13 protein-coding genes and 3 pseudogenes are annotated in these 15,649 nt (G+C 60.4%); 10 read left to right on the top strand and 6 right to left on the bottom strand.

All coding sequences use genetic code 11. From position 1 onward, the window contains the following. The first annotated feature begins 280 nt into the window (after window positions 1-280). Window positions 281-508, top strand: a complete 228-nt coding sequence (locus ACW4PC_RS17215; RefSeq protein ID WP_455874568.1) for a hypothetical protein — start codon at window positions 281-283, stop codon at window positions 506-508. 170 nt (window positions 509-678) lie between these two features. Here ACW4PC_RS17215 and ACW4PC_RS17220 read toward each other — a convergent pair whose 3' ends face one another. Beyond that, a complete protein-coding gene (locus ACW4PC_RS17220) occupies window positions 679-1,365 on the bottom strand; it encodes a TetR/AcrR family transcriptional regulator (protein ID WP_194728886.1) in 687 nt (228 codons plus the stop codon). A 185-nt stretch (window positions 1,366-1,550) separates the two neighbouring features. On the opposite strand from ACW4PC_RS17220, the pseudogene ACW4PC_RS17225 reads away from it, so the two are divergent. The 4 genes and pseudogenes from ACW4PC_RS17225 to ACW4PC_RS17240 all read left to right on the top strand — a co-directional run bounded on the left by ACW4PC_RS17225 (window position 1,551) and on the right by ACW4PC_RS17240 (window position 8,076). Next, window positions 1,551-2,616, top strand: a pseudogene (locus tag ACW4PC_RS17225) (efflux RND transporter periplasmic adaptor subunit). Window position 2,617: 1 nt separating this feature from the next. Further along, the gene (locus tag ACW4PC_RS17230; RefSeq protein ID WP_455874569.1) at window positions 2,618-3,715 is read left to right on the top strand and encodes an efflux RND transporter periplasmic adaptor subunit; all 1,098 of its coding nucleotides are present in this window, start codon (window positions 2,618-2,620) and stop codon (window positions 3,713-3,715) included. Then, window positions 3,712-6,763, top strand: a pseudogene (locus tag ACW4PC_RS17235) (efflux RND transporter permease subunit). The gene ACW4PC_RS17230 and the pseudogene ACW4PC_RS17235 overlap by 4 nt, the downstream one beginning before the upstream one ends. A 1-nt stretch (window position 6,764) precedes the next feature. Beyond that, window positions 6,765-8,076: pseudogene (locus tag ACW4PC_RS17240) on the top strand (alpha/beta hydrolase). Between the two features lie 94 nt (window positions 8,077-8,170). On the opposite strand, the gene ACW4PC_RS17245 reads toward ACW4PC_RS17240, so the two are convergent. The 3 genes from ACW4PC_RS17245 to ACW4PC_RS17255 are packed head-to-tail and all read right to left on the bottom strand — an operon-like array spanning window position 8,171 to window position 9,106. Then, window positions 8,171-8,308 carry a hypothetical protein gene (locus ACW4PC_RS17245; RefSeq protein ID WP_455874570.1) on the bottom strand — a complete coding sequence of 46 codons (138 nt, stop codon included), beginning with the start codon at window positions 8,306-8,308 and terminating at the stop codon, window positions 8,171-8,173. A 31-nt stretch (window positions 8,309-8,339) separates the two neighbouring features. Then, window positions 8,340-8,837: a CAP domain-containing protein gene (locus tag ACW4PC_RS17250; protein ID WP_455874571.1), complete on the bottom strand. Its 498-nt coding sequence runs from the start codon at window positions 8,835-8,837 to the stop codon at window positions 8,340-8,342. A 2-nt stretch (window positions 8,838-8,839) separates the two neighbouring features. Beyond that, window positions 8,840-9,106, bottom strand: coding sequence for a DUF6460 domain-containing protein (locus ACW4PC_RS17255; protein ID WP_022718289.1), 267 nt, complete (start codon window positions 9,104-9,106; stop codon window positions 8,840-8,842). Window positions 9,107-9,249: 143 nt separating this feature from the next. Here ACW4PC_RS17255 and ACW4PC_RS17260 point away from each other — a divergent pair, with 143 nt between their 5' ends. From ACW4PC_RS17260 to ACW4PC_RS17270, 3 genes are all read left to right on the top strand, one after another. Beyond that, window positions 9,250-10,176, top strand: a complete 927-nt coding sequence (locus ACW4PC_RS17260; protein ID WP_455874572.1) for a methyltransferase — start codon at window positions 9,250-9,252, stop codon at window positions 10,174-10,176. A 213-nt stretch (window positions 10,177-10,389) separates the two neighbouring features. Next, window positions 10,390-11,025, top strand: coding sequence for a YitT family protein (locus ACW4PC_RS17265; protein ID WP_455874573.1), 636 nt, complete (start codon window positions 10,390-10,392; stop codon window positions 11,023-11,025). Between the two features lie 98 nt (window positions 11,026-11,123). Further along, entirely contained in the window at window positions 11,124-11,258 is a 135-nt protein-coding gene (locus tag ACW4PC_RS17270) for a hypothetical protein (RefSeq protein ID WP_455874574.1), read from the top strand. A 78-nt stretch (window positions 11,259-11,336) separates the two neighbouring features. Here the strand turns inward: ACW4PC_RS17270 and ACW4PC_RS17275 are convergent, their stop codons facing one another. Both ACW4PC_RS17275 and ACW4PC_RS17280 read right to left on the bottom strand, forming a co-directional pair. Further along, entirely contained in the window at window positions 11,337-11,798 is a 462-nt protein-coding gene (locus tag ACW4PC_RS17275; protein ID WP_455874575.1) for a carboxymuconolactone decarboxylase family protein, read from the bottom strand. Between the two features lie 24 nt (window positions 11,799-11,822). Beyond that, on the bottom strand, window positions 11,823-12,323 hold the full coding sequence (locus ACW4PC_RS17280; RefSeq protein WP_455874576.1) for an RrF2 family transcriptional regulator: 501 nt from the start codon (window positions 12,321-12,323) through the stop codon (window positions 11,823-11,825). A 128-nt stretch (window positions 12,324-12,451) separates the two neighbouring features. Between ACW4PC_RS17280 and ACW4PC_RS17285 the strand changes: the two genes are divergently transcribed. Further along, window positions 12,452-13,087, top strand: coding sequence for a YitT family protein (locus ACW4PC_RS17285; RefSeq protein ID WP_455874577.1), 636 nt, complete (start codon window positions 12,452-12,454; stop codon window positions 13,085-13,087). 47 nt (window positions 13,088-13,134) lie between these two features. Further along, on the top strand, window positions 13,135-15,645 hold the full coding sequence (locus tag ACW4PC_RS17290; protein ID WP_455874578.1) for a ligase-associated DNA damage response DEXH box helicase: 2,511 nt from the start codon (window positions 13,135-13,137) through the stop codon (window positions 15,643-15,645). Window positions 15,646-15,649 lie beyond the last annotated feature (4 nt).

Here is a 15,649-nt window from a genome sequence, read left to right on the forward strand (position 1 = left end):
TCCAAACACTCCCACCGTTGCCTTCGGCGCCGACTTTGATCTTTCCAATCCTATCAGCCGGGTCCAAACTGAAATAGCCACTGCGACCTCCGCCAAAGCCTCGCAGGATAAAGCGCGATAGCTTCCGGGAATCTGGTGGAGCGGGTTAAACCAAAGGCGGAAATGAGCATGCCTAGAATTCAGAAAGTCTTCCGCAAGTATTATGGACCGAGATAACGCTTGGGACTAGCTTCAAAGGTGCCAACTGAAGGGAAATGCCCGCAACCAAAGGAAGCACAGTATGACTGATATGCTGGAGCAAAATGATCCTGCCATCGAAGAACTGATGAAAGACGCAATAACCAGTTACATGCTGGACAGTTTCGAAGTCGAGGATCGGTTGAAGGCAGCCGTCCAGAAGATCGCCGTGGAACTGCTTGCTGAAGAGCTGGCTGCTTTGAGGGAGAAGGCTGCGAAGGCCAAGTCGTCGTATACCCAGGTCGGAAATATGTTGACAGCAGCGGCTTAAGGCTAAGGTCGGTCGGATATTTCCCAGGTCTACGAGCGCAGCACCCCAATCCCGGCCAATTTGATTTGAGTGCGGAAATCACCCGCTCAGTCGCCAGCAAAACATCAGCCCCAATACAAGCATCCTCGCCAAAATGTCAGCTGGTTACTGAGCGCGAGGCTTGGGACGTTTTATTCGGCGGGCCGAGGTCCTACCCACACGCCCGCTGGTATCGCGGGGATACTATTCGCCAATCCGTCGAGCATGCCTTGCAAGACGCTCTCGGTCAGCGCCTCCATCTTGTCGTTGGGGCCGACGAGGCGGTCTACCAGCAGCAAAGTGAGACCATGCATTTGCGACCAGAAAATTAGAATAGCACCGTCAATCTTCCGCGTATTTGCGGCCGTGTTCGGAATGAGCCGCCCGAGCGCCCCGTCGCTTATCGCGTCCACCAGAAGCGCTTTCATGTTCTCTGCCGCAGTTCTTTCGACAGCAGGGCGCCCATTGTCCTGACCGGTAAGATAGCCGCCGAACATCAATCTGTAGAGCGCAGGATTGTTGACGCCGCCGGAAACGTAAGCGCGCGCTATAGCTGCCAGCCGCTCGCGCGGACTGTCGAGTTCTTTCGTCGCGGCGGTCATCTGCTTTGCAAGGAGCTCGAACCCTACCGCCGAGACGGCCGCCAGCAATTCACGCTTGTCGGCGAAATGTTTGTAAGGGGCGTTATGACTGACGCCCGCGCGACGGGCGAGCTCCCGAAGCGAGAACTCTGTGCTTTGGGATTCGCTGAGGACATCGAGTGCGGCCCCGACAATCGCCCTGTGCAGGTCACCATGGTGGTAGGGGCGCGTCTCTGTGCTGGACATGTCTTTGGTCATGATCGTCCATTTAGGTTTATAAGTTGCGCGTGTCAACTTTTTACGCAAACGATGTTGACAATGCCCACTCTAACCCTTAAGTGGGCGCTGTCAACATCGGGCGATGGCCCATTACACGCATCAGATTGGAGACTGCGACGAACAGCGCAGCTCTCTTTTGGTCGCAAACCGTACCGGAGAAAAAAATGCAGTCCTTTCGATTGCTGGGAATTGGTCTCGCCTGTGCATGTCTGGCTGCTTGCGAAGACAAAGCCGAAGTGGCGCCGCCGCCGCAGCAAGTGCGCGTCGTTGCGGCTGCCGAGGCTCAGTATCAACAGGGTGCGGAAATCACCGGTGAGGTGAAGGCGACAGTTCAGAGCGAACTCTCCTTTCGCGTCAGTGGTCGCGTTCTTGAGAGAAAGGTCGACGTTGGATCGCATGTTCGCGCCGGCGACGTCCTTGCCCGGCTCAACGACACGGAACAACAGGCGGACGTTCGCGTCGCCCGCGCGGCACTGGAATCGGCGCAGGCCGTTGTCAGACAAAAGACATTGGCTTTCGAGCGATCAAGGTCGCTCCTACGGTCACAGGCAGTTGCCGCGGGCGATCTTTGATGATGCCCAAAAGGAACTGCTGAGTGCGCAGGCTTCCTTGGAGGTCGCCGAGGCCGCGCTCGCGACGGCCGAGGACGCGCTGTCCTACACGGAGTTGAAGTCCGCCGCAGACGGAATCATCACGGCGCGCAGCATAGAAGAAGGGCAGGTGGTGTCTGCAGCACAGTCCGCCTTTACGCTCGCCCACGACGGCCCGCGAGACGCGGTATTTGATGTCTTCGAGGCATTCTTTCTGGATGGCCCGCCGCTGACCGACGTGGATGTCGCGCGAGTGACGGACCGCGCGCTCGACGTGCACGCCAAGATTCGGGAGGTCTCTCCCGTGATAGACGCGAAAGCCGGCACAATCCGGATCAAGGTCGGGCTCCAGGAGGCCGCGCTATGGCCGCTCGGCACGCCGGTGGTAGGCAAGCTCCGTTCACCGCCGCGCCAGGGGATCGCTTTGCCCTATACCGCGATCGCGTCCGCCAAAGGCGAACCCGCCGTATGGCTGGTCAACCCCGAAAACCGCTCCGTTTCGCTCCGCAAGATATCGGTCGGCCGTTACCGCCAAAGCAATTTCGTCGTGACCAGCGGCGTCGCGCCGCACGACCTGATCGTCACCGAAGGCGGAAAGTTCCTCAAGGAAGGCCAGGCAGTCTCCTGGGAAGGCAAGTGAGATGACCCTCAACCGCATATGCACCTCTCTTCCACTTATTCTATCAGTCTCCCTGCTTGTCGGCTGCGACCAAAGCTCGGTTGCAGGAGAGCAGGCAGGTCCCCGTCCCGTCAAAGTTGTCATCGCTGCGGCCGAACGGGATCAAGCGGCAAGCTTGCCTGGCGTCGTGCGAGCCCGCATCGAGACCGATCTGGCGTTCCGGACTCTCGGGCGGATGGTGTCTCGCAAGGTCGATGTTGGCGACCTGGTCCACAAGAGCGATGTCCTTGCGGAGATCGATCCTCTCAGTCTGCAGCTCGCGGTCAAGAGCGCGGAAGCCGATCTGCGCAACGCCCAGGCGCAGTTGGAGAACGCCGCGACGACCGAAATGCGCAAGCGAAGGCTCGTCCAGAGCAATGCAGCCAGCATTGCCGATCACGATCTTGCCGAACAGCAGCTCAAGTCGGCTGCAGCCAATGCTGCCAAAGCAACGGCCAGCCTTGCCAAGGCGCATGAGCAGCTTGGCTACTCCGAGCTGAGGGCTGAGTTCGATGGCGTCGTCACCGAAACGTTCGGAGAAATGGGCCAGACCGTCTCGGCGGGCCAGCCTGTCTTGAAGCTGGCACGCCTGGAGCAGCGCGACGTGGTCGTCGACGTTCCGGAGGCGCAGTTCAGCAATATTCGCCTGGACGACCGCTTTAATGTCGCCCTTCAGCTTGACAGCAGGATTCGAGCCATTGGTGTCGTCCGCGAGATCGCGCCTCAGGCCGATCCGAATACCCGCACCTATCGGCTGAAGATCGCCATCGATCGTGCGCCGGACATCTTCCGTCTCGGCGCAGTGGTCACCGCAACACCGTTTGCCGAAGAAAGGAAGCAGGCGATCGCGCTGCCAGTCTCCGCTATCCGCAGCGAAGGCGGTGCCAGCCACGTATGGGTGGTGGATCGGTCGCTAGCCACAGTCACCCCGAGGCCGGTTCAGCTCGATGACAGGGCGTCCGACGCCCGCTCCGTCCGGGTTCTGTCCGGTTTGCGGGAGGGAGAAGAAGTCGTCATCGCCGGAGTCAATGAACTTGCCGATGGACAGAAGGTGAAACTCGAACAGGAGCCACGCCCGTGAATAAATTCAATCTTTCTGACTGGGCGCTCGAGCATCGTTCTCTCGTTTGGTATTTCATGATCATGTTCGCAGTCGCGGGCGCCTTTGCCTATCTGGCGCTCGGCCGCGAGGAAGATCCATCCTTCACGATCAAGACGATGGTGATCCAGGCCCAATGGCCCGGCGCTTCTGCCGAGGAAGTGACACAGCAGGTTACCGACCGCATCGAAAAGAAGCTCCAGGAACTCGACAAGCTGGAACATACCCGCAGTATCACGACCGCTGGTCAGACGATCGTCTTCGTCGACTCTGTTGCCGGATACAAACGCGCGGGACGTAAAGCCCACCTGGTCGCGTGTCCGCAACTTGATCGACGATATCAAGCACGAATTTCCCCAAGGCGTGGTCGGACCCTTCTTCGACGATCAGTTCGGCGACGTCTATGGCAATATCTTTGCCTTCACGGGCGACGGCCTCAGTCAGAGGGAACTGCGCGATTTCGCCGAAGGTGCCCGAACGCAGATTCTCAAGATCCAGGACGTCGGCAAGGTCGACATCGTCGGTGCGCAGGATGAGGTGATCTATCTCGAGTTCTCCACCCGCAAGATCGCCGCCCTCGGTATCGACCGCGCCGCCATCATTGACACGCTGCAGGCGCAAAACGCCGTCACCCAGTCCGGTTTTGTCGAAACCGGGCCGGAGCGGGTCGCTTTGCGGGTCGGCGGACGCTTCATCTCCGAAGAGACCTTGCGTGGGATCAACCTTCGGGTAAACGACCGCTTCTTCCCGCTGACCGACGTCGCAACGATCACGCGCGGCTACGTCGATCCGCCGACGTCGCTCTTCCGCTTCAACGGAAAGCCGGCCATCGGGCTTGCGATTGGTATGAAGACGGGCGGCAATCTGCTTGCCTTCGGCGAAACGCTCGAAAAGACGATGAGCAAGATCGTACAGGATCTTCCGGTCGGCGTTTCCGTTGAACAGGTCTCCGACCAGCCCAAAGTGGTTGACGAGGCAGTGGGTGGCTTCACGAAGGCCCTGTTCGAGGCGGTCGCGATCGTGCTCGCGATCAGTTTCATCAGTCTCGGGTTCAGGGCCGGCCTCGTCGTGGCAATCGCGATCCCGCTCGTTCTCGGCATCACCTTTATGGTGATGCTCTATACAGGCATATCTCTGCAGCGTATCTCGCTCGGAGCGCTGATCATCGCGCTCGGCCTCCTCGTCGACGACGCCATGATTGCCGTCGAGATGATGGTGGCACGGCTGGAAATGGGTGACAGTCTCAGGAAGGCCGCCACTTACGTCTACACGTCGACGGCCTTTCCGATGCTGACCGGCACGCTCGTGACTGTCGCGGGATTCATCCCCGTCGCATTCAACAAGAGCAGCGCGGGCGAGTTCACCTTCACCCTCTTCGTCGTTATCGCCGTATCGCTTGTCGTCTCCTGGATCGTTGCCGTCCTGTTCACGCCTCTGATCGGTGTGACCTTGCTGCCGAAGACGATGAAGAAGCATGCCGAGCACAAGGGCCGGTTTGCGAAAGCATTCTCGAGCATGCTGCAATTCTGCCTACGCTGGCGCTGGATGACGATCGCCGCAACAATCGTTCTCTTCGCAGGATCGATCGTCGGCCTGACAATGGTGCAACAGCAGTTCTTCCCGAGTTCGGATCGGCCGGAACTGATCGTTGACTGGAATCTGCCGCAGAACAGCTCAATTGCCGAAACGAGCCGTCAAATGGCTCAGTTCGAACACGAGATGCTGGCCGGCAACCCGACGGTCGAGCACTGGTCGACATATGTCGGGAGAGGCGCGCCGCGCTTCATCCTTTCCTTCGACGTGCAGCCGGCTGACGTTTCCTTCGGTCAGACGATCATCGTTGCCAAGGGACTCGACGCCCGCGACAAGCTGAAGCAAGAAGCGGAAGCCTATCTTCAGAAGACCTTTCCCGGAACGGATGCCTATGTGAAGCTGCTTGAAATCGGACCGCCGGTCGGCAAGCCGATTCAGTACCGTGTGTCCGGCGAAAATCTGCAGACGGTGCGCGACCTGGCACGGAAGCTTGGATCGATCGTCGGCACTGACCCTTCCCTAAGGAACCTTGCCTTCGACTGGAACGAGCCGGCCCGCGTCGTGAAGATAGACGTGCTACAGGACAAGGCCCGACAGCTTGGCGTCTCGTCGAAGGATATCGCAATGGCGCTCAACACCGTCGTACAGGGAAACGCGGTGACGCAGGTCCGGGACAACATCTATCTGGTCGACGTCATCGGCCGTGCCGCAGAAAAGGAGCGCGGCTCGATCGACACCCTGCTTGATCTGCAACTGCAAAGCAGCAGTGGTCAATCCGTCCCACTGTCATCGGTCGCAACCTTCCACTATGAGCTCGAACAGCCGACGATCTGGCGGCGCGACAGAGTTCCGACCATCACGATCAAGGCCGGGATCGGCGATGCAACCCAGCCGGCGACCGTCGTGAAGGCGCTCTCCGACAAGGTTGCGGCCTTCGAAAAGACGCTGCCGGTTGGGTATTCCGTTGCAGTCGGCGGCGCGGTCGAGGAAAGCGCCAAGTCCCAGGGTCCCATTGCAAACGCGGCACCGGCCATGTTCGTTATCATGGCGACGCTCCTGATGATCCAGCTCCAGAGCTTCCACAGGCTCTTCCTGGTCTTCTCGGTTGCCCCGCTGGCGCTGATCGGCGTCGTCGTTGCGCTGCTTACCAGCCATGCGCCGCTCGGCTTCGTCGCACTCCTGGGCGTGCTCGCGCTCGTCGGCATCCTCATCCGCAACTCCGTGATCCTGATCGTGGAGATCGAGGAATTGCGAGCCGCGGGAAAGTCGCCCTGGAAGGCGGTGGTGGAGGCGACCGAACACCGCATGCGGCCCATCATGCTCACCGCCGCAGCCGCGACGCTCGCGCTAATCCCGATCTCGCACGAGATATTCTGGGGACCCATGGCCTATGCGATGATGGGGGGTATCGTCGTGGGCACGGCGCTGACGCTCCTCTTCTTGCCGGCGCTCTACGTTGCCTGGTTCCGGATACCCCGTGAAATCGAGCAGCCCTGAGATGACAACATCCTTCTTGCTCCCTAGGCGCAATGCCCAGGGGCTCACCCTGCTTGGGTTCGTTCAGACGATCGCTGCCATCCATCGCGCGTGCATCGAGCGAACCGTCCCGCTTCTTCTAACCCTATGTCTCGTTGCATCGGGTTGCGCCAACCGGGTGCAGGATGTTCTTCAGCCGCTCGCCGTAGCCCCGACGGACACGAACCGGGTCACCATGCTGGTCGCCACGACGCGCAAACCGTCGCAGGATCCTGGCAAACTCTATTCCGGCGACCGCGGGACGGCGATTTCCCTCAACAGCGTCGATGTGTCCATACCTCCCGACCGCAACCGCAAGATCGGGGAGGTGCAGTGGCCGTACCGCATGCCGCCCAAGCCGGAAAGGGAGTTTGCGGTCACGCAAGTCGCGAAAGTCCGGTCCGAAGGCAAGGCCCTGGACTGGTACCGCAGGAATCGAAACTCCAAGCGTCAGGTCATCATTTTCGTACATGGATTTAACAACACCTATGCCGACGCGGTCTTCCGCTTCGCGCAGATTGTCCATGACTCCGGAACCGACGCCGCGCCGATCCTCTTCACCTGGCCGTCGCGGGGGCGCGCGTTCGACTACCTCTATGACAAGGAGAGCGCCAACTACTCGCGTCGGGCACTGGAGGATCTCATCCTTCAGGCCGCAAGAAGTCCTGATGTTCAAGACGTGACGATTCTCGCTCATTCCATGGGAGGCTGGCTTGCGGCAGAGGCGTTGCGGGGCGTCGCCATGCGCGAGAAATCGATCCCGGCGAAGGTCAAGAATGTCATACTGGCCTCGCCGGACATCGATATCGACGTGTTTCGTCGTCAGTTCGTTGAAATGGGGCCAAAACGGCCGCATTTTGCAATCTTGACGTCGACACGCGACAAGGCCCTGGAGGTCTCCAGTTGGCTGTCGGGCGGGGTCGACCGCGTCGGTGGATCCGATCTCAGGCCCTATGCACCGTTGCTCGAAGAACTCGGCGTTTCAGTCATCGACACGACCGCCATCGCAACGAGCGATCCGCTCGGCCACAATGCCTTCGCCGACACTCCCGAGATCGTTCGCCTGCTCGGGCGGCGGCTGGCGGGACAGAGCCTGGATGGCGGAAAGGCGAGCGTTACGAAGCAGATCGGAATGACTGCCGGCCAATCTCGCCGGTTCGGCAGCGCGCGTAGCCGTTGCGGCTCCCGTCGCGGTCATCAATCCGGAGGCGCGCGAGGTCTTGAAGCGCGAGCTCCTGAAGCGGGAGCTTTCCCCGGGCGGAGGGCAGATCGTGGACGGGCAGATTTCCTACTGAACCGAAAGGCGCGCCTCAATGAGATGACCCAATCTGACGAACGCGCGTCCAGCATGGCCCTTCGGCGGGTCGCCTGCAGGATGACCAGATGATCTCAGGACGTCGAAACGACAAGGTGCCGCCGCAAAGAGGCGCGATAGGATTGGCAAATGGAAAATGGCACAACGATCGACAGCACCAGCCGGTGCGTCACATCGAATGCCAGCCGGTTTTCGCGGGTTCCGGTATCCATTTCTGCCTCGGTCGCGAGAGGCAGAATCGCCTCAGCTAGAAAGAACCATGGCCCAATAAGGTATGTTCCGGGAAGACGTATTGTGCGCAACAGCCACGCCGAGCCCGTTATAGCGTCCCAGCATGTTTTCGAGATGGTGCTGCGAGTTGATCCAGGCCGTCACCGCGGCCTCGACGCTCTGCTGGCCGGCGGCGATGTTTTCGGCCGCTGGAAGCTGCACGCCGCTTTTCGTCACGCGTGCGCCGAAACTGTCGGCCATGCCCATCAGATGCGTCATCTTGCCGGCGCTTGCCATTCGCTTGGCCTGGTAGATTGCCGCAGCGCTTGCCGCCGGATCGACGCGAAGCGCCGTCAGGCCGCTTTTGGCACGAAGCTGGTTGACGAGCGGCAGCGCCGCCGCCGTCTCGTCGTCCCCGTCCGAAGGCGTGGAGGATATTCTGGGTGCGGTCGTGCAGCTTGCGACGCCCGTCAGGAGGACAAGGCCTGATATGCGCAGCAGATTGCGCCTGGAAAGATCGATCGATGTCATGTTTACCGGCGGAAGTTGAAAAGTCGGATGATAATGAAGATCGGAATGACGACCGTTGCACCAAGCAGCAGATAATCACCGATGCGGCCGAGAGCCGAAAAACCCCGGTACCAGATCTCGCGGATGAAATCGCGGATGCTATAGACGAGGTCCAGCGGCGCCCATCCGAAAACGGTCATCACGAAACCGACAATCAGCGAAACGACTAAGAGTTTCACCAATGTGCGGCCGAGCGAGTCGCCCAGAAATTTGTTTACCTGATCGGACATGCGCCATCTCCTGTTTGCCCTGAAATACGGTTGCGGCGCGTCGCCCGCAAGCCTTTTCCGGAACCGGCCGTTCCGCCTCTGAAATAGGACTTGAGTTTTTTTGTGGCCGCCGCCAAATGCGCAGGTATTCAACGGGCCACATCATGCAGCAAAGCCAGCTTTCCTCCGGCGACGTCATCGCCGACCGCCGCGCCGACTATGCGAAGATGCTTAACGAGGGCGGCGAGCCGGATGCGGCCGCCGAACTGATGGAGCAGGCGCTGGAATTGACGCCCGTCTGGGCTGCCGGCTGGTATCGCCTCGCGACCTACCGCGAGAAGGCCGGCAAAGTGCAATCTGCGATCGAAGCCTATCGCAAGACGCTGGCGCTCGATCCCGAGGATATCTTCGGCGCAAGCCTCAAGCTCGCCCTGCTCGGTGATTCCGAAACGCCGGACCGGCCTCCGAGCCGCTATGTCGAGCGGCTGTTCGATGATTATGCCGCCCGTTTCGAAACCTCGCTCGTCGAAAAGCTGGATTATACCGTTCCTCAGAAACTCGCAGCACTTGTCGCCGCCACCGGCCGCAAATATTCGCTGGCCGTTGATCTCGGCTGCGGCACCGGCCTGCTTGGTTTTGAAATTTGCGCCCGTGCCGGGCGGCTTGAAGGCTATGACCTCTCGCACAACATGCTCGCCAAGGCCGAGGAGAAGGCGATCTACGATCACTTGGCCCAGGCCGACCTTTCTCTTGCGCCAGAAGGCTCAGGCGTCTTTGCGGATGGCGCAGAATATCGCGCTGATCTGATCGCGGCTGCCGATGTGCTCATGTATCTCGGCAATCTCGAAAGCACCTTCGCAATCGTCGATCGCCTCGCCGCATCCGGTGCGGATTTCGCCTTCTCGGTCGAAGACGCGGGCGAGGGAGACGGTTTTCATCTCGCGCCGTCGCTGCGCTACGCTCACACGGAAGCCTATGTTCGCAGCCTTTGTCGCCGTTGCGGTTTCGAAATCATCGAAACCGTCAAAACCACTATTCGAAAGGATGGCGGCAAACCGGTCGCCGGCATTCTGTTCCTTGCACGACGATAGCCTTTTGCGCATAAATATTGCGATTTGAAAATAGGTCAGCATTACTTACATATTTCGCTTGCTCGCAAGTGCGAAAAGCCCGATAATTCCATCATAGCTGACCGGCGCCGCGGAAGAACAAGCAGGAACGCCTCAGCCCGTTCACCATACACGATCCGTTGCGCGGGGGCTTCTCCGGCGCTTTGAACTCTTCTGCTGTTGGAGATTGCCGCCATGGCTCAACTCATCGGTGCCCTCGGTTTCTGGAACACCAGCGCAACGCGCCATACGCCGCTCGAAGATGTGCAGGGCATATTCTCCGGCAGCCTCGTGTCTGCACTCGGCCTTTATGTGCTCGCCAGCGCCGGGCTTCTCACCGGCAGTACGGCCGGCATCGCCTTCCTGCTGCACTATACTTTCGGCGTGAATTTCGGCCTTGCCTTCTTCCTGCTCAACCTGCCGTTTTTCTATCTCTCCTGGAAGCGTCTCGGCATCGCCTTCACGATAAAGACCTTTGTCGCCATCGGTCTCACGTCGGTGCTTGCCGATGTGCAGTCACGTTTTTTTGAGATTTCCAGCATCCATCCGGCCTGGGCAGCGCTACTCGGCGGCCTGCTGCTCGGCTTCGGCCTACTTGCGCTTTACCGCCACCGCGCCAGTCTCGGCGGCGTTGGCATTCTCGGCATCTACATGCAGGAGCGTTTCGGCATCCGCGCCGGTCTCGTGCAGCTTTCCGTCGACATGTGTGTGCTTGCCGCCGCCTTTTTCGTCACCACGCCGGAGGTGGTCATCTATTCCGTTCTCGGCGCGGTCGTCCTCAATCTCTTCCTGACCATCAACCACCGCGCGGATCGTTATATCGCGCTGTAGGTTCCCGAAGCGGCAGTTCAATCATAAACAAATCGTAACTTGCCTCCTCTCAGGCTGGGAGCGACACTCGCCCCGCGCCGGATAGATGAGGTGAAGACATGTCAGAGTTGGAAGAGCTTATCAGACGCCGCATGAACGAGGAGTACGCCAAGGGCTCCTCAGCGGAAAAGATCGCCCAAGTCATCCGTGAGATTATCAATAACTTCGATGGATCAGGTGCCCGTAGCAACTGATCGACATTTTTGCCGACCCGATTTTCATCGGGTCGGTCGCTTCGAGCTGTGCCTCAGGCATTTTGCTGCGCGCAAAATTCACGCAGCCTTCGCCGGCTGATCGATCGGATGCTGGCTGCGGAAGCCGACGGCCAGCCGGTTCCAGACGTTGATCGTGCCGATCGCCACCGTGATCTTGGTGATTTCCTCCTCGCTGAAATGCGCTTTGAGGGCTTCGAAGTCCGCATCAGGTGCGCCGGTCTCTGCGATCTTCGTGACAGCATCGACCCAGCCGAGCAGGGCGCGTTCCTTCGCGTCATAGACTGGCGATTCCTTCCAGGCGCAGATCAGGTTGATCCACTGTTCGCCAAGACCGTCATGGCGGGCTTCCTTGACGTGCATGTCGACGCAGTAGGCGCAGCCGTTGATCTGCGAGGCGCGCAGCTTGATGAGGTGGATGAAGCGGCGCTCGAGGCCGGAGCTCTGGACATATTGCTCCAGGGCGGCAACCGCCTTGTAGGCTTCCGGCGAGGCCTTTGCGAAGTTAAAACGTGGCTGCATGATCTTTCTCCTTTGGGTTATGGCTCAGAGAGCCTTTTTGCGTTCGTGGGTCTCAAGGAATGCGCAGCCGCGTGCGGCGATCCCGCCATCATCTGCGGCGGAAAGCTCGGCCAGGATGTCGGCGATACTGATCTTGGCGAGTTCGGTGCGGTAGGCGCGCTCGGCCTTCTGCATCGCAGCGCTGATCTGGCAGGGCTTGGCGAAATAGCGCTGCGGCAGCGGGTTTGGCCCGCGCTGGCGGATTTCAGCACAGCGGAACGCTGGTGCCGGTCCTTCGACGGCAAGCACGATATCGAGCAGGGAAACACCCTCTGGCACTTTCGCAAGCTTGTATCCGCCCTTCGGCCCCGGCACCGTGTCGAGAATGCCCGCGCCGGATAGCGCCTGCAGGTGCTTCAGCAGGTAACTCGTCGAAACGCCATGAAACTCTGCGATCGCAGCCGCCGACAGCACGCCGCCTTCCGAAAGCCCGGCAAGCATCGCGACGCTGTGGATCGCCTGTTCGACGCCGTCACCCATTTTCATGCGGGGTCCTCTTCAATTCGTGGATAAAAAATATCCATGATTCATCGATGTGTCAACAACCGATCGAAATCCTGCTTGCCAAGCCCGAACGGCTGGATAGAACAACCGAACATACCAAGGGGAAAACAATGGCAGAAAAAGCCGCTCTGGCCGGACTTGTGAACTCGTCGTCGGACAGACACTCGCTTTTCGATGACGCACAGGGACTTGTGGCGGGCAGCATGCTCGCTGTGCTCGGCGTCTCGCTTCTCTCCAGCGCCGGCCTTCTGGCAGGCGGCACGGCGGGCATGGCATTCCTGCTGCACTATGCGACGGGCTGGAGCTTCGGCCTCTGCTTCTTTGCGGTGAACCTGCCGTTCTATTATCTCGCCTTCCGCCGCCTCGGCCCCGCCTTCACAGTCAAGACTTTTGTGGCGATTGCACTTACTTCGGTGCTTTCGGAAATCGCGCCGCGTCTCATCGGGCTCTCGCACGTCGATCCCGTCGCCGGTGCTCTCTTCGGCGGCCTCGTCATCGGCGCGGGCATGCTGGCGCTGTTCCGCCATCGCGCAAGCCTCGGCGGCATCGGCATCCTGGCGCTTTACATCCAGGATCGCTTCGGCTGGCGCGCAGGTTTCGTTCAGCTCGGTTTCGATGGCCTCGTCCTGGCGCTCTCCTTCTTCGTCGCCAGCCCCTTCATCGTCGCCTGCTCGGTGCTCGGCGCCGTGGTGCTCAACCTCACGCTCGCCATCAACCATCGCAAGGACCGCTATATCGCCATGTGAAGCGCGGCCGCTCTTCTATTTCACGTCGGTTTCATTACCTTTGTCCCGTGGACCAGATCGAAACCGAAGCCCGCGCCGCCTTGCCCGCCTCCTTCATCCGCTGGTTCGCGGAAAAGGGTTGGCGGCCGCGCGCTCATCAGCTGGAATTGCTGGCCCGCGCCGAAGCAGGCGAAAGCACGCTGCTGATCGCACCGACCGGCGCCGGCAAGACGCTTGCCGGTTTCCTGCCGGCGCTGACCGATCTCACCCGCCGCGGCAAACGCCGGCCGGGTGCCGGCTTTAAAGGCATCCACACGCTCTATGTTTCGCCGCTGAAGGCACTTGCTGTCGATATCGAGCGCAACCTCATGAAGCCGGTAGGGGAGATGGGCCTGCCCGTCACCGTGGAGAACCGCACCGGCGATACGCCGAACGCCAAGCGACAGCGCCAGAAGCTCAATCCGCCCGATATCCTGCTGACGACGCCGGAGCAGGTAGCGCTTTTGCTCGCCAATAAGGAAGCCGAACGCTTCTTCAAGGACTTGAAGTATGTCGTTTTCGACGAGCTCCATTCTCTGGTCACGTCGAAGCGTGGCCACATGCTGTCCCTTGGTCTTGCCCGGCTACGCCGCCTTGCGCCGGGCCTCAGCACCATCGGCCTCTCCGCCACGGTTGCCGAACCGATCGACCTGCAGAAATGGCTGGTTGCGCAGGTGAAGGGCAGGGAACGGCACGCAGGTCTCGTGACCGTCGAAGGCGGCGCCAAGCCGGATATCTCGATCCTTTCGACGGATGAGCACATTCCCTGGGCCGGCCATTCCGCCAGATACGCGATCCCCGATATCTACAGGCAGCTGACCGAGCATCAAACGACGCTGCTTTTCGTCAACACGCGATCGCAGGCCGAAATGCTGTTCCAGGAACTCTGGACGGTCAACGAGGAAAACCTGCCGATCGCTTTGCATCACGGCTCGCTCGATGTCGCCCAGCGCCGCAAGGTGGAGGCCGCGATGGCGGCCAACAGGCTACGCGCCGTCGTCGCCACCTCGACGCTCGATCTCGGGATCGACTGGGGCGATGTCGATCTCGTCATCCATGTCGGTGCACCGAAGGGTGCCTCGCGCCTTGCCCAGCGCATCGGCCGTGCCAATCACCGCATGGACGAGCCCTCCAAGGCGATCCTCGTTCCCGCCAACCGTTTCGAGGTCATGGAATGCCAGGCAGCCCTCGACGCCAACTATATCGGCGCACAGGACACCCCGCCCGTCGGCCGCGGCGCGCTCGATGCGCTTGCCCAGCACGTGCTCGGCATGGCCTGCGCCGAACCCTTCGATATGCTGGAACTCTACGATGAGGTGAGGAGCGCCTCGCCCTATGCCGATCTCTCCTGGGAAACCTTCGAGCAGATCGTCGATTTCGTCGCGACCGGCGGCTATGCGCTGCGCACCTACGAACGATATGCGCGCATCCGCAAAACGAAGGAGGGCCTCTGGCGTGTCTCCAATCCGCAGGTTGCCCAGCAGTACCGCTTGAATCTCGGCACCATTGTTGAAAGCCCGATGCTGAACATCCGGATGGTGAAGCGTGGCGAGACAGGCAAGATTGGCCGCGGCGGCGGCACCCTCGGCAAGGTGGAGGAATATTTTCTCGAACAGCTTTCTGCGGGCGACACCTTCATCTTCTCCGGCAAGGTGCTCCGCTTCGAAGGCATCCGCGAAAACGAGGCGCTTGTCTCCCAGGCCTTCTCCTTTGATCCGAAAATCCCGTCCTATGCCGGCGGCAAGTTTCCGCTTTCGACCTATCTTGCCGACCAGGTGCGATCGATGCTCGCCGATCCCGACCGTTGGCACCATCTGCCGGATCAGGTCCGTGACTGGCTGTCGCTGCAGAAGGACAAGTCGATGCTCCCGAAGCGCGACGAATTGCTGATCGAGACTTTTCCGCGCGGCAGCCGCGCCTACATGGTGGCCTATCCGTTCGAGGGCCGCCTCGCGCATCAGACGCTCGGCATGCTGCTTACCCGGCGCCTGGAGCGGGCCGGCGCCAAGCCGCTCGGTTTCGTCGCAACAGATTATTCGCTCGGCATCTGGGGGCTGGAAGACATGGGCCTGATGATCCGCAACGACCGTCTCGGCCTTTCCGATCTCTTCGACGAGGATATGCTCGGTGACGATCTCGAAGCCTGGCTCGACGAATCTTTCCTGCTGAAGCGCACCTTCCGCAATTGTGCCGTGATTGCAGGCTTGATCGAGCGCCGTCACCCCGGCAAGGAAAAGACCGGACGGCAGGTCACCGTATCCGCCGATCTGATCTACGACGTGCTGCGCAGCCACGAGCCGGACCATATCCTGCTACAGGCGACGCGCCAGGATGCAGCGAGCGGCCTTTTGGATATTTCCCGGCTTGGCGATATGCTGAGACGAATCAAGGGCCACATTACGCATCGCGCATTGGATCATATTTCCCCGCTCGCAGTGCCGGTGATGCTGGAGATCGGCAAGGAGGCTGTTCACGGCGAGGCCCACGATGCCGTGCTCGCCGAAGCGGCCGGGGATCTGATCGCCGAGGCCATGGCTTGATAAT

This window comes from Rhizobium yanglingense (assembly GCF_977109285.1).

Excerpts from the sequence above, each read along its gene's own strand:
- ACW4PC_RS17260 (WP_455874572.1), top strand. The coding sequence starts at position 9,250 with ATGCAGCAAAGCCAGCTTTCCTCCGGCGACGTCATCGCCGACCGCCGC.
- ACW4PC_RS17220 (WP_194728886.1), bottom strand. The coding sequence starts at position 1,365 with ATGACCAAAGACATGTCCAGCACAGAGACGCGCCCCTACCACCATGGT.
- ACW4PC_RS17230 (WP_455874569.1), top strand. The coding sequence starts at position 2,618 with ATGACCCTCAACCGCATATGCACCTCTCTTCCACTTATTCTATCAGTC.
- ACW4PC_RS17285 (WP_455874577.1), top strand. The coding sequence starts at position 12,452 with ATGGCAGAAAAAGCCGCTCTGGCCGGACTTGTGAACTCGTCGTCGGAC.
- ACW4PC_RS17255 (WP_022718289.1), bottom strand. The coding sequence starts at position 9,106 with ATGTCCGATCAGGTAAACAAATTTCTGGGCGACTCGCTCGGCCGCACA.
- ACW4PC_RS17265 (WP_455874573.1), top strand. The coding sequence starts at position 10,390 with ATGGCTCAACTCATCGGTGCCCTCGGTTTCTGGAACACCAGCGCAACG.
- ACW4PC_RS17245 (WP_455874570.1), bottom strand. The coding sequence starts at position 8,308 with ATGGATACCGGAACCCGCGAAAACCGGCTGGCATTCGATGTGACGCAC.
- ACW4PC_RS17250 (WP_455874571.1), bottom strand. The coding sequence starts at position 8,837 with ATGACATCGATCGATCTTTCCAGGCGCAATCTGCTGCGCATATCAGGC.
- ACW4PC_RS17280 (WP_455874576.1), bottom strand. The coding sequence starts at position 12,323 with ATGAAAATGGGTGACGGCGTCGAACAGGCGATCCACAGCGTCGCGATG.
- ACW4PC_RS17270 (WP_455874574.1), top strand. The coding sequence starts at position 11,124 with ATGTCAGAGTTGGAAGAGCTTATCAGACGCCGCATGAACGAGGAGTAC.
- ACW4PC_RS17215 (WP_455874568.1), top strand. The coding sequence starts at position 281 with ATGACTGATATGCTGGAGCAAAATGATCCTGCCATCGAAGAACTGATG.
- ACW4PC_RS17275 (WP_455874575.1), bottom strand. The coding sequence starts at position 11,798 with ATGCAGCCACGTTTTAACTTCGCAAAGGCCTCGCCGGAAGCCTACAAG.